This is a genomic window from Deltaproteobacteria bacterium (assembly GCA_023382265.1).
In the GTDB taxonomy this organism is placed as follows: domain Bacteria; phylum JAMCPX01; class JAMCPX01; order JAMCPX01; family JAMCPX01; genus JAMCPX01.
In genome coordinates this window covers 1-14,121 of record JAMCPX010000005.1, presented here as the reverse complement: position 1 = coordinate 14,121, position 14,121 = coordinate 1, and the positions used below count along the sequence as shown (strand labels likewise).

11 protein-coding genes are annotated in these 14,121 nt (G+C 36.7%); 5 read left to right on the top strand and 6 right to left on the bottom strand.

All coding sequences use genetic code 11. The annotated features are described in order from the left end of the window. Positions 1 to 13: 13 nt before the first annotated feature. Positions 14 to 598: a cobalamin-dependent protein gene (locus tag M1381_00820; GenBank protein MCL4477632.1), complete on the bottom strand. Its 585-nt coding sequence runs from the start codon at positions 596 to 598 to the stop codon at positions 14 to 16. A 247-nt stretch (positions 599 to 845) separates the two neighbouring features. On the opposite strand from M1381_00820, the gene M1381_00815 reads away from it, so the two are divergent. From M1381_00815 to M1381_00800, 4 genes are all read left to right on the top strand, one after another. Then, positions 846 to 1,727: a class I SAM-dependent methyltransferase gene (locus M1381_00815; protein MCL4477631.1), complete on the top strand. Its 882-nt coding sequence runs from the start codon at positions 846 to 848 to the stop codon at positions 1,725 to 1,727. Positions 1,728 to 1,820: 93 nt separating this feature from the next. Then, complete coding sequence (locus tag M1381_00810) at positions 1,821 to 2,768, top strand: glycosyltransferase family 2 protein (protein ID MCL4477630.1); 948 nt, start codon at positions 1,821 to 1,823, stop codon at positions 2,766 to 2,768. Between the two features lie 100 nt (positions 2,769 to 2,868). Beyond that, positions 2,869 to 3,168 (top strand): hypothetical protein, encoded by a 300-nt coding sequence (locus tag M1381_00805; protein ID MCL4477629.1) that lies wholly within the window; start codon positions 2,869 to 2,871, stop codon positions 3,166 to 3,168. A gap of 209 nt (positions 3,169 to 3,377) precedes the next feature. Beyond that, positions 3,378 to 4,079, top strand: a complete 702-nt coding sequence (locus M1381_00800; GenBank protein ID MCL4477628.1) for a class I SAM-dependent methyltransferase — start codon at positions 3,378 to 3,380, stop codon at positions 4,077 to 4,079. A 380-nt stretch (positions 4,080 to 4,459) separates the two neighbouring features. Here the strand turns inward: M1381_00800 and M1381_00795 are convergent, their stop codons facing one another. Together M1381_00795 and M1381_00790 are read right to left on the bottom strand one after the other, a co-directional pair. Continuing rightward, on the bottom strand, positions 4,460 to 5,974 hold the full coding sequence (locus M1381_00795) for a B12-binding domain-containing radical SAM protein (protein MCL4477627.1): 1,515 nt from the start codon (positions 5,972 to 5,974) through the stop codon (positions 4,460 to 4,462). Then, a complete protein-coding gene (locus M1381_00790) occupies positions 5,967 to 7,499 on the bottom strand; it encodes a B12-binding domain-containing radical SAM protein (GenBank protein MCL4477626.1) in 1,533 nt (510 codons plus the stop codon). The genes M1381_00795 and M1381_00790 overlap by 8 nt, the downstream gene beginning before the upstream one ends. A 101-nt stretch (positions 7,500 to 7,600) precedes the next feature. On the opposite strand from M1381_00790, the gene M1381_00785 reads away from it, so the two are divergent. Further along, positions 7,601 to 9,025 carry a B12-binding domain-containing radical SAM protein gene (locus tag M1381_00785; GenBank protein ID MCL4477625.1) on the top strand — a complete coding sequence of 475 codons (1,425 nt, stop codon included), beginning with the start codon at positions 7,601 to 7,603 and terminating at the stop codon, positions 9,023 to 9,025. Between the two features lie 13 nt (positions 9,026 to 9,038). Here M1381_00785 and M1381_00780 read toward each other — a convergent pair whose 3' ends face one another. The 3 genes from M1381_00780 to M1381_00770 form a co-directional block, all read right to left on the bottom strand. Further along, positions 9,039 to 10,175 (bottom strand): hypothetical protein, encoded by a 1,137-nt coding sequence (locus M1381_00780; protein ID MCL4477624.1) that lies wholly within the window; start codon positions 10,173 to 10,175, stop codon positions 9,039 to 9,041. A 612-nt stretch (positions 10,176 to 10,787) separates the two neighbouring features. After that, positions 10,788 to 12,434, bottom strand: a complete 1,647-nt coding sequence (locus tag M1381_00775; GenBank protein MCL4477623.1) for a hypothetical protein — start codon at positions 12,432 to 12,434, stop codon at positions 10,788 to 10,790. A gap of 8 nt (positions 12,435 to 12,442) precedes the next feature. Further along, positions 12,443 to 13,987: a hypothetical protein gene (locus M1381_00770; protein MCL4477622.1), complete on the bottom strand. Its 1,545-nt coding sequence runs from the start codon at positions 13,985 to 13,987 to the stop codon at positions 12,443 to 12,445. Between the last annotated feature and the right edge of the window lie 134 nt (positions 13,988 to 14,121).

The following is a 14,121-nucleotide window of genomic DNA, read 5'->3' as shown; positions in this document are numbered from 1 at the left end:
TAAGGTGTAAGTATCATGGCAATTTTTTATAAAATGCAGAAAAAGGAGACTTTGGATAAGTGCCGGGAGGCATAAGCTCCCATGCAGGCATACCAAGTTTGCTGATATCAGGAATATAGGTAATAGGATTAACTACAATTTGATCTCCATTCCTCCATATCAGGTTTTTAACCCTTGATAAGTTGTCATTTATAACGCTTTTCGACGCTATAAGTTTAAGAAGCTCCGGTAAACCTTCCTCTGCCTCAGACCTGAAGGCATAGTCAAGTGTGATACCAAAAAAGCCCATACTTTCTTCAGGCATTGCTGTCGGATGAGGACCGCCGATCATGGTAATGGCATCGGGCAAAATCCGCCTTGTTTGTTTGAGATAATCAGCTACGATATAAATATCATAAGTAAAACACTGAATACCGACCACATCGGGTTTGTAATCCTTAAGGTAACGCGCATAATCATCAAGGGTAAAATCTTCCTTCATGCAATCAAGGATCTTCACCTCATATTTATCTTTGATTGCATTGGCAAGATATCCCAATCCGAGGACAGGCAGTATATTATCAAGCCTGAGCTTCGGGTTAACCAATAGTACTTTCATGGCAATGTTTTCATGGTAATGTTTTCTGGTTTTGTATTTTCATTCAGATTACGCGCTCTCTAAAATAGCATAGTTATCATTGATAACACAAGAGGGGAAAGGGAGGCACCATATTTATCTGCTTAACAGATCTAAGCACTATTACATGATTCTACACTTTTTTCAGGAAGTGTAGTGCCGGCCAGTTGGTTATCGATTCCTGATTTTTATATTGCACTTCTTCCATTTCTCTATTAAGAAAACAAGAATGCTAACCAAGTGTTCTTTGTGCGAAAGCCTGAATATCCAGGATCTTTATAAGGTAAAAGGTTATAATGTCGTAAGATGTAAAGATTGCGGCTTTGTTTTCGTAAAAGACGAGATTTCTAAAAAAGAATTAGTTGAACTTTATACGGAAATTTATTTCCATAACCCTGCGTGGTATCACTTAGATAAGAACAAATATTTCGGGTATGACGACTATATTGGCGATAAACAAAACATCAGGGATAAGTTCGATAAAGTCATTGAACGCATACAGAAGTATACGGATATGGGTCCATTGCTTGATATTGGCTGCGGACCCGGCCTATTCCTTGAGTTGGCTAAGGAGAGGGGGTTTACCCCTGTCAAAGGTATAGATATTTCATCATATGCAGTTGATTACTGCATGAATACAATAAAGCTTGATGTCGAAAAGGGCGACCTTCTGGATTTTAATTTCGGCTCAGGAACATTCAATCTTATCACGATGTTTGACACAATAGAACATTTGCAGAATCCAAAAGAAGAACTGACTGAAATAAACAGGATCCTGAAAGAGAACGGCATACTTGCTATCATCACACCGAACATTGATGCGCTTGCAGCAAGAATTGTTAAAAGTAAGTGGGAAGAGATCCAGCGGCTGCCTGAACATCTTGTGTTCTTCTCAAAAACTACAATTTCGCATATTCTGAAACAAACGGGCTTTACAATACTCGCCACAAAATATATAAGTAAAAAACAATCCTTGCCCTCTTTTATTTCCCATCTCCTGGTTAATGCGGGAATAAGCAATAAATTGGATTTGAATCGTATTCCGAAATTAAAATTCAATATCCCCGTTAATCCTTTTTATAAATTACTTGTATTAGCTAAAAAGATGTAATTATGTTTTATAATAGACATAAATTACAGACACATGGTATAAGTGTACTTTGTAAGCGAATAGAACAATTACTAAATATTAAGGGAGGTGCTTATGAACAATATTGATAAGAAAGAAATAAGCCAGCCTCGAATAGCAGTATTGATCCCTTGCTATAATGAAGAAGCTACCATTACAAAAGTAATTCACAACTTTCAATCATCCCTGCCGGATGCTGTTGTTTATGTCTACGACAATAATTCCACAGATCATACCGCCGAGATTGCACGGGCAGCCGGCGCCATTGTACGCTACGAAAAACGGCAAGGCAAGGGCAATGTAATGAGAAGCATGTTCCGTGATATCGAAGCCGATTTTTATATTATGACAGACGGCGATGACACCTACGATGCAGGTTTAGCAGCATCAATGCTGCAATTAGCTATAGAGTCACACTATGAATTGGTTAATTGCATCCGAATAGGCACTGAATCGCAATCATACAGACCCGGGCATGTTTTAGGCAGTAAACTGCTTTCAAAAGCAGTCAACACAATCTTCGGTAACTATATTCAGGATATGCTTTCCGGCTATAAGGTTTTATCCAGACGTTTTGTAAAATCTTTTCCCATCCAATCTATGGGATTCGATATTGAAACAGAAATAGCCATCCATGCTTTGCAGCTTCAAATACCCATTGGCCACAGAGAAGGCAATTACTACGCGCGGTCTCCCGGTTCTGAAAGTAAATTGAGAACTATCTTTGATGGGTTTAAAATACTGAAATTGATTATCTCGTTGTTCCGCCATGAAAAGCCCCTTCCATTTTTTTCTTTAATAGGCTTTTTATTGGTCATTATATCCCTGTCTCTTGGAATACCGGTCATATATCATTTTATTGAAACCGGCTTGGTACCTAAATTGCCAACCGCTGTTTTATCTATGGGTATAATGCTGATAGCTTTCTTAAGCTTTATGACCGGCATTATACTGGACACCGTAACAAAAGGCCGCATCGAGAATAAAATGATCGCGTATCTACAAAATAAGCCTTTCGATTGAGAGACGCGGATATACATGTCCACCCCACCGTATAATTAATGAAGCCGTTTTTTATCAACTGATTATTGATTTGCGATGCCAATTATAGTATATAAATTATATGGCAATCAAAATAAGAATAAGAGATCCAAAACATATTTTCAATTCAGCACTTTTTTGGGATGCCGACAAAATAAAGATTCTCGAAAATAAAAATTATATTATAGCAAGGATTTTGAATTTCGGTTCTCCAGAAGATCTTAAGATACTACGCTCCATATATTCTAATGATGAAATCATAAAAGTGGTAAAAATGAGTAAAGAATTGCTTCCTTTAACAGCCAATTTCTGGGCTATTTATTTTCATCTTCCACAAGAAGAAATAACTTGTTTATACAACTCTTATCAAAACACGCGATAAATAATTTGCGCAAGATTGCGCCGTCAATTATCATGCGCAAAGGAAATGCGTGGAAATGGAATTCTGTAAAGGCATTCTTTAATAAGAATATTACTGAATTTGAGAAATATCTCTTGTATGTATGATCTCCTCTCAGTTTTTAACAGACGGCATTTTTGGTATATTTCACAGAGTATATAAAACACATTTCGTACAGCAAAGGAAACATCATGCATAGCGGGCAATATAATCTTGAGGTCATGCAAATCGCAGTAAATTATAATAAATATTTATTGAGATTAGTACATTCATTTTTAAAAAATAAAGACGCTGTTATACTTGATTTTGGCGCAGGAATCGGAACCTTTGCAGATTTTCTTTCTCAAGAAGATTATAAAATACTCTGCGTGGAGCCGGATCAAGCAATGGGTGATATTTTAAAAAACAAACATCTTTCTGTTGTGCAAACCTTGGATGATATCGAAAATGAAAGTGTGGATTATGTTTACTCATTCAATGTACTGGAGCATGCTGAAGAGGATTCTTTAATAATAAAAAAGCTCTACAGCAAACTGCGTTCCGGAGGGAGCATTTTGATTTATGTGCCTGCCTTTCAGACCTTATATAGCAGCATGGATAAAAAAGTGGGACATTTCCGCAGATATACAATGGGAGAATTGGAACCTAAATTAAAAGAAGCAGGGTTTGTGGTTAATAAAGCCAATTATGTTGATAGTCTTGGTTTTTTAGCCACCGTACTCTATAAGTTAATCGGGAACAAACGGGGAGACCTGAATCCAACGGCTTTAACAGCTTACGATAAATATGTATTCCCTGTCAGTATAATCTTCGACCGCTTTTTCAAGAAATCCTTCGGCAAGAATCTTTATCTGCTTGCGACAAAGCCTGACATTTCACAACAATTCGGATAATAATAACGATTCTAAACGGCATTTTAAAACCGGACTGACTGCTTTTTATTTTTGATGAAATCCATAAATATAAAAACTGGAAAAACTATTAAAAATAAGAATTCGATAAACATAAAGAACGGTTCAATATCCTTGTAACAGGGAGTTCCAGACTTGACATGTATAGAAAGAGCTGTGGCTCTTTGCTTGGCCGCTATCGTCATTATAGACCCCATCCTTTATCAATTGCAGAATTGCTTGGTACGGACAACTCATCTACCGTCCCTTTTCAGGAACTCCATTCACCCGTTGAAGAAAATATACAAAATTATGAGCATTCATAGATTTCTCAGCGGATTAGTATGAATTGCTTCAAGAAAACTTCTTTTGGGAGCACCCTTCTATAAGGTATTTCTCTTCTTTTCTTTATCCTTGAGATAGAATATGTTCTCTTTCATTCTCTTATGAGCAGGATAAACAATATTGATATCAACAGGTTCCAATTGTTTGTTCTTTTTAAATATTCCTATGAATGATATCTCTATGACTCTGAGACCAAGTAAGAACAGATCGTTCCATATTTTTTTTGCTCTCAGAATACTAATGATCCTTCTTGGAGAGAAATAAAACCTTAGATATGCCTTCGTATAAAGGCGATTAAATTTTGCGTTTGAAAGATCGCTGAGGTTAAAAGATGTGGCGTAGTAATCAAAATTGGATGTGTGCGTGTCTGCGGGCAGCTTGCCTGTTTCATACGCTTGCTTATAAAGCTCAGTACCACCAAATGGGTTAACCTTGAAGAAAATTGCACCGTGTAATTGAGACCCGCAAGCAAAATCTATGGTCGCTTTTAATTCTTCTTCCGTCTCTGTGGGAAAACCGAGCATAAAGAACCCTCGTACAAAGATACCGTCCTTCACTGCTATTTCTATCATCCGTTTTATCTTTTCTAAGTGTAAGTTTTTTTTCACCAGCTTCTGAAGCCTTGAGGAGGCTGTTTCTATGGCAACGGAAAGCTCCGAGGTTCCTGCTTTTTTCATAAGATGAATAATCTCTTCATCAAGCATATCCGTCCTTACACCATTCGGGAATGATAAGGTAACGCCCCATTCCCTGCCGACTATGCCGCGTAGAATCTGTTTGAACCGTTCTCTATCGAAATTTGAAATATCATCTATGATCTCAAAGTCTTTGATATCGTATTTCTCTCTCAATATTCTCATTTCCTCGAGTACATTGTCAACCGACCGTGCCCTGAATTTTTTACCCATGATGTTGTGACAATACGTACAATGGAATGGACAGCCACGAGATGTAAAGATCGTCATGTACCGCCTTATCCCTATAGTACTCATGCCCCTTCTCCTGAAATATGCGTCTAAATCTATTAAATTCCACGCAGGGTATGGCAGGCTATCAAGCATTTCTATGTATGGTCTTGCAGGTGTTGAAATAATTCCATCGTAAGATTTAAAAACTATACCCCTGATGTTATGCAGGTCGCCGTCGTATTCGTACGTATCCAGAAGCTCCTTGAATGTAACCTCCCCTTCGCCTATAACACCAACATCTATGTTCTTATCGTTCATCAGTTTGGCTGGTGTTGATGTTGGGTATGGCCCTCCGGCTACAATTTTAACATGACTGTCAATGGATTTCGCAATGTGACTAATAGTGTGCAGATAAGCAGCTTCAAGCGTTAAGGCACTTATTCCTATTATATCAGGCTGATATGCTGACATCAATTTATAAAACTCTTTGACAGGTTCCTTATACATTCTGGCATCAAACAACCTCACCGCATATTGGGTTTTTTCGCTTAAATATGAAGCTAAGTACATAATGCCAAGCGGGGGCGGTGTACCCGTGTGTTTAGAATAAGCAGTGGTACTTTTGACAAGTAAGATCTTAAACATCTTTATCTCTGGCTTTTAACTTTTTATTGCCTGAAGGCGCAGGAATGTAATTTCTAAACAAATTTAAGAACCTTATAAATAAGTCGTTGTACATGGGTTTATCTCTTAATATTCTTAGTATCCTTATAGGATTTGAATAAAACCTTATATAAGCCCGCACATACAACCGGTGAAATTTTTTATCATTTACGGCACTTGGATTAAAGGGGTTTGCCATATAATCAAAACTCTCAAGATTAATATCCGGTAATTGCTTACCGGCGCTCCGTATCTGATCAATAATTTCTGTACCTTTAAATGGATTTAAAACAAAAAAGAATGCAATATGCAACTTTGATTTACAGGCAAAATCTATCGTTGCTCTCAATTCGTCCTCAGTTTCAGTTGGAAATCCAATCATAAAAAACCCTCTCAAAAAGATACGCTCACGGGCTGCTATATCTATTATCTTTCTTACCTTTTCAAGATTAAGATTTTTCTTAATAAGTTTTTGCAGTCTTAATGAAGCCGTTTCCACTGCTATACTTATTTCTGCCGTCCCTGCTCTTTTTAGGAGATGAATGGTTTCTTCATCCAGCAGATCTGTCCGTACACCATTGGGAAATGACAATCGGACTTTCAAGTTCTTATCTATAATCTCATTGCAGATTGTCTTTAATCTTTCTTTGTCAAAGTTTGATATATCATCTATAATTTCGAAGTCATTGATATTATATACGCCTAGTAATATCTCCATTTCTTTAATCACATTACTGACAGACCTTGCCCTGAATCGTTTTCCGAAGATATTGTGGCAGTATGTGCAATGGAACGGACAGCCCCGGGATGTGAAAACAACCATATATGGACGCATCCCTACATTACTCATACTTCCATGCTTTGCATAGCTTTTTATTTCAATAAGGTCCCATGCAGGAAAAGGTAATGAATCGAGCTCCTGAAGATATTGTCTGCCGCTTGTCCTTACCACAGTAGTCACTTCATCCATTGTTATAGTATCAACAGCTATTGAGCGCTGTCTAAGGTTTTGCATCTGTGGAAGATTCATTTTCAATCTTGAAATTACTGTTTCATTGTCTGCTCTGAAACAAATACCATCGATATTCCTTAATGCCTTATCTCCCTCAAAAGCATCAAGAATTTCCTTAAATGTGATCTCTCCTTCACCTATGACAGCTATATCTATATTATTATTTTGTATTACCTCTTCAGGAACAGAACTGGTATGGGGTCCACCGGCAATAACAGGCAAACTTTTATCAATTGTCTTAATAAGCTGCGCAATTTGGAACATAGCAGGTGCCTCAAGGGTCAATGCACTTATACCGACAATATCGGGTTTATAGCTGGATATAATATTTTCTATATCATCAAGATATTGCTTATGAAACCTTATATCAAAGATCCTTACATCATCATTTCTGTATGTCCTTGCATAAGAGGCTATATACATCAATCCAAGGGGAGGAGTAATGCCTGTAGCACGGGCTCCTGTGTTTCCGCTTTTTATCAATAGGATTCTCATATAAATATCATATAGTTAATAATTATCTTTTTGCAAGGGCAATTTTATTGAATGATATTCTATATTGACACTGTCTATTAAAACCAATTAAACTATATACAATGAAGGTATTACTAATAAATCCAACAGATTGGCAGATGCTGTTTGTAGATGCGCCCAAGTATATGCGACATGCTGACTCAACTACTCGATTACCTTCATTAGGTTTATTGTATATTGCATCCTATCTGCTGGCTCATACCGATCACGATGTAAAAATACTTGATGCTCAATTATATGATCTTTCTTATGATGCTATTGAACAAGAAATCAGAGCATACATGCCTGATGTTGTTGGTATAAGTGCATATACGCTTAACTTACTTGATACTCTTGAAGTGGCACGAAGGACTAAATTAATAAACCAGAATACTTTTGTGGTATTAGGAGGCCCACACGCATATATATATCCAGCTCAAACAGCTATGTTGCCTTATATAGATGCCGTTGTTCCAGGAGAAGGTGAGATAGTAATGACAGAACTCGTTGAAGTTATTGCAAATGGTATGCCTCTTAAAAACGTTCGAGGTACATATCTTAACAACAATGGTACTCTAATAGTTACACCACCAAGGTCATTGATTGAAAACCTCGATGCATTGCCCTTCCCTGCGCGTAAGCTTGCCCCGTTGGAGGCTTATAAATTTGTTTCTGATACAAATGCATTTTCTACAACAATGATATCAAGCCGCGGTTGCAGATTTAAATGTACCTTTTGTGATGTTCCCTTTCGCTCAATTAGATCACGATCCCCGGAAAATATTATAATGGAAATATCAGAATGTGCGAACATGGGATACAAAGAAATTAACTTTTATGACGATAATTTTAATTTCAGCGAGGAAAGAGTACGATCTATATGTGAAGGAATTATTACCCGTGGTATACCAATACGCTTTGGCATTCGGGCAAGGGCTGATAAGATTAATCCAGAAATACTTCAATTATTATATCGTGCAGGATGCCGCAGAATTAATTTTGGAGTTGAAGCTGGCGACGATGAAACATTAAAATATTTAAGGAAAGGCATTACTACTAAGATGGTCCGCAATTCTGTCAAACTTACCAAAGATGCAGGCATAGAAGTGGTTACTTATTTTATACTTGCCATTCCAGGACGAGCAAAGGAAGTATCATTGAGAACAATAGATTTCGCTATAGAACTGGACCCTGATTATGCACAATTTATGTATATGGTTCTTTTACCTGGCACTGAACTTTACACTAATGCTATAAAAAATGGTATAATTCATGACTTTTATATGGATTTCGCAGTTCATCCAGGCAAGCATAATCTGAAGGCTTACTGGGAAAACCCTTTATCATACGAGGAAGCTATTAATCTTTTAAAGCTTGCGAATAAACGGTTTTATCTGCGTCCGTCCTATATATGGAAACAGCTTCGTAAGGTATCTTCATTAACCGAATTATTTAGGAAAGGTCATGCAGCCTTTGATATTTTTTCATATGCTCTTTTCAATAAATAATCTTACGAGCTGGTTAATGTTTTTTATAGAGAATTAAGTTGTTCACTCTTAATTCCGGAATATAATGAGCAGTGAAATATTTATCAAGCACGTCTATATGGTAATGTTTCTTTTCTAATGCTAACACCCTATTTATATAATCTTTAGGCAAGTTACAGTAAATGATATAATTTGTTTCGTTTCTCCTAATATCATTTTTTATTTTATTGAAACTGTACTCTCCATAATCAGGAACATTCATAAATGTTGGTATTAAATCTGTAAAAGTTGGATTTTTATAATCGAATAAGACATAAATAAGTGGGCAATAAGGATAGACAAATACATTCTTATCACCATGTAATATTTTTTCCACCTGTGGGAAAAATTCGTTTATGTCATAAGCTTGTTTTGTATTGAATGTCCATAAATGAGTGCCATCAATATTCATCTTATATGAATATTGATAGATATGCATAATTTCCGATTGTATAACTACAATACGCCAGACTATGAATAAAACAGAAGCAGTTCCAAAAGCATAATATAAAAACTTATATAAAATAGCTGATATCCGTTTTGTATTTTCAATCAGCCATTTTACAAAAAGTACTGCAACAACAAACCACATCGCCGAATTTATGAGTATGTGGAGATAGTCCATTCTGGTGATACTGTTTAAAAATAATATTATATCACCCATGAAAATTATTTTTACCGGATTTGAGAGCCTATTTCTAAATAATATTAAGATACTACCGCATATAATTGCTGTAGCAGTGTATAATAAAAACCCGATGCTCTCAGGCCCAATATCATTAAAATATACTGCTATGGGATTTAACGTTCCTCCAACTCCATATACCTTGCTCATAAAATACTGCTCTTTAATAAAATCAATGATCGCTCCTTGATATGCAATATATCCAAATGCAATAATCAATGGGATGCTGATACTCATCAGAAACATAAAGAGCCTTTTGAATAAACCTTCTTCTTTTCTTTTCTCAAGTATCACTACTAGAATAAATAATACGGCAGCATACGCGCCAGTTGTCTGGAGAAACAGTCCGGTTATACCAATAAAGAAACCAGTTAAATAAAGGAAGGTGTTTTTATTTTGTTCCAGATAATAAAGGAAAAAGGCAAGGGCTATAAATAAAAATAGCATGCTCGACCAATAATGGCTGTATTGCATAAAATTCAAAAACCCGACCCGTACGACAAAGAAAGACAATAAGATTGCATGCCATGATTTTATTGCCTTATAACCAAGATAAAATAGCAATGTAGTAATGAGACTTTGTATTACTATGGTAGTTTCTCTGGCAACCGTAAAACCATATCCAAACAACTTAAATATTAAGGCAAGCAAGTAAAAATCACCCGGCGGGTAAAACTGAAAAAAATCTTTATACAAAATCTGGCCGTTCAATATTCGCTTGGCACCGTAAATGATGTATCCTTCGTCAGCATAGAGCCTATAGAAGTGATCACGGAAATAGGAGAGATAAAAATAGCTGGCAGCAAGAACAACTACACATGCTAACAATAATTTTACCCCGTTAGAGAAAGCTATCAATTTTAATCGGTGATATATCGATTTCCGGGTTGATGGGAGTTGAGTGCTACCGCTACCACCAATTGTTCTAAAATGAAGTTTTCTCAATGGATTTATTATTTTCATTCGCTCTTTTTCTAAATATATTTTGAAATATCTCTTTTACCCCTCTTTACCAAAGAGGGACAAAATCATGTTTACTAATTATCCGAAAAGAATACATTAGCGTTTTTTATACAGGATTAATTGATTTACCTTTAATACCGGTATGAACTCAGAGCCGATAAATTCATCCACCACATTTTTTTGCTCGTGTATGTGATCTAACCCCAATTCGAAGTTTATATAATCCTGCGGAAAGTTGCAATAAATGATATATTGTGTGTTTGCTTTTATCAACTCTTGTACGACCCTGTTATAACTGTAAGGACCATAATTAGGCATAGCGGACAGTAAAGGATTTGCAAACATAAAATCCATGAAAGTCGGGTTATTGAAATGATAGAAAACATATACAAGAGGACAATACGGATATACAAATACATTTTTATTACCTTTTAAGATATGTTCTGCTTTTGGAAAGAACTGATTTATTTCCCAGGTTTGTTGTTTGTTGTATGTCCAGAGATGAGTGCCATTGATATCCATTGTGTACGCATGTTCATACCTATTGATAATATTTGAGTACATAATGAGCACGCACAAGACAGCACCTGCCAGGGCAACACCGCTAAAGAGATAACGAAGCAACCGATGTAATACTTCAGATATGCCTTCTGTATGTTCGAATACCCATTTTACAAGTAATAGTATGATAACCAATGACAGTGCTGAATTAATGAGTATATGATCAAAATCCATCCTGCTGCTGCTGGACAGAACTTGTATGATATCCCCCATCAAGACCACCTTTACGGGGTTTGAGAGTCTCCCTCTGAAAAAGATTAAGGCAATACCGGATACTACCGCCATACCAATAAAGGATATAAACAATAAGCTATAGGGGTAAAGGGGATACCCCCGGCCGCTGAAATACAGACTTATAGGGTTTATGGTGCATCCTTTTGAATAGACAGAAATACCGAAGAAGTATTCCTTTATGAAATCAAAGAAAGCACCTTGCAATGCGAGATACCCAAATGTAATAATCAAGGGAATGCTCATACTTATGAGAAATGAAACAATTTGTTTGTTGAATTCTTTTTCCTTCCTTTTCTCCAGAATGAAAACTACGGAAAACAATAAAGCCGCATACGTACCTGTTGTTGGAAGGAACAGCCATGTTATGCCTATAAAGATGCCTGTTAAATATAGATAAATATTTTTATGCTGATCGAGATAAATCATAAAAAAAGCGAGAGACATAAATAAAAACAACATGCTGGACCAATAATGGCTGTACTGCATGAAATTCAAGAATCCGGGTATAGGAAAGAACAGGGGTAATAAGATTGCATGCCATGATTTGATTGCCTTGTAGCCGAGATAAAAGAGCAATGTATTGACCATACTTTGCATTATCACGGCAGTTTCCATACCAACCGCGTAACTCGTTCCAAACACCTTGAATATCAATGCAAGTAAATAAAAGTCTCCTGGTGGAAGTAGCTGAAAAAAATCTTTATATATAATCTGCCCTGCTAATATCCTCTTAGCTTCATAAAATATGTACCCTTCATCGGCAAGTAAGGCGTAAAAATGATTGCGAAAATATGACAGATAAAAATAGCTGACAATAAAGACTATGGTAACTACAGACAATAGTTTTATCCTGCCATACAACACCTTTGATCTCATGCGTGGTGGCAAATCATATTCACCGGCAATGGAGCTTGTTTCTCCTGTATCTTTCCTTTTACGGTCTCTCATATTATTCATCATGAATGTTTTTTATAAAGGATCAATTCATTGACTTTTAATATTGGGGTAAACGCTGATGCAATATACTTATCGAGTACATTAACATGATACAACTTCCCTTCCGTTTTTAATACGGCATCGATATAATCCTGCGGCCAGTTGCAATAAATGATATACTGGGTCTTCTTTTTTATCAACTCCTGTACGGCCCTCTCAAACCCATACGGTCCGTAATCAGGCATATCCGTCAAAGCCGGTATCCAATCTATATACACTGGATTATGCAAGTGCATGAATACATTGATAATGGGACAATACTGATAAACAAAAACGCTTTGGTCTCCGCCAAGCATCTTTTTGGCCTCCGGAAAGAACTCTTTTATTTTATATGCCTCTTTCTGATTGAATGTCCAGACACTGGTACCATTAAAATTAAGGTTATAGGCGCTTGTATGTATATTGTGGATATTTGTTTTCATGGAAATGACACCCCAGAGAACAAGTATAACAGCAGTAATGTTCCATGCGATAATTGCGCCTTTAAATCCCCAATTATGCTTATGTTTAAGATAGTCCAACAACCATTTTACAGGCAGCAAAACCACAACGAATACCATTGCTGAATTGACCAGTATATGGTCAAAGTCCATCCTGCTGCTGCTTGTAAAAAACAGAACGATATTTCCTATAAAGATTATTTTTACCGGATGTGAGAGCTTCTTCTTAAAAAAGATTAAAGCACCACCGGAGAGGATTGCTATACCGGTATAGATCATAAATATGACACTGTACTTTCCAAAGTGACGGAAATACAGCGCTATAGGATTAAAGGTGACTGCTTCCGGATATATTTTACTCATGAAATACTGTTGGCTGATAAAATCAAGCAAGGCGCCCTGGTATGCAATAAATCCAAAGGCGATGATCAAGGGAATACCGATGCCGGCCACATAGAACAAGACCTTTCTCAGCAATCCCTGTCTTCCTTCAGAAATTAAAAGGAAGAGCAGCAGTAAAGATACATACGCGGCAGGCGTCTGAAGGAACAGACCCGTTATACCTGTAAAGATACCGGTCGAGAAAATATAAATGCTCTTCTTTTGTTCAAGATAAATCAGGAAAAAGGCAAGGGATATAAATAAAAACAGCATGCTTGACCAATAATGGCTGTACTGCATCCAATTCGGATACCCAAGAATGAGAAAAAAAAGGGGTGGCAGGATTGCATACCATGATCGTATCGCTTTATAGCTGAAATAAAATAGCAGTGTATTGATCAGGCTGTCTATTACAACCGCAGTTTCCCTGGCCATGATAAAGCTGTATCCGAAGAGCTTAAACACAAAGGCAAGTAAGTAGAAATCACCGGGAGGATAGAATTGAAAGAAATCTTTATAGAGGATCTGCCCGTCCAGTACCCTCTTGGCTCCATAAATGATGTACCCTTCGTCGGCGGTCAGGTCGTAGAAAGCGTTACGGTAATATAAAAGATAAAAATAGCTAATAGCAAAAACAACTGCACATGCCAATAATAGTTTTACAGTTTTTGTACCATACTTCATGCCTATACTGCTATTCAAGCGACAGATTGAATTTTTCAGGGTGTTTAAGGAGCTCTCTTATTGCTTGAAGAAATACGGTAATATCTTCAAGATGATTCTGAATTATCTCATGAATCTCTTGCGGAGTAATATCA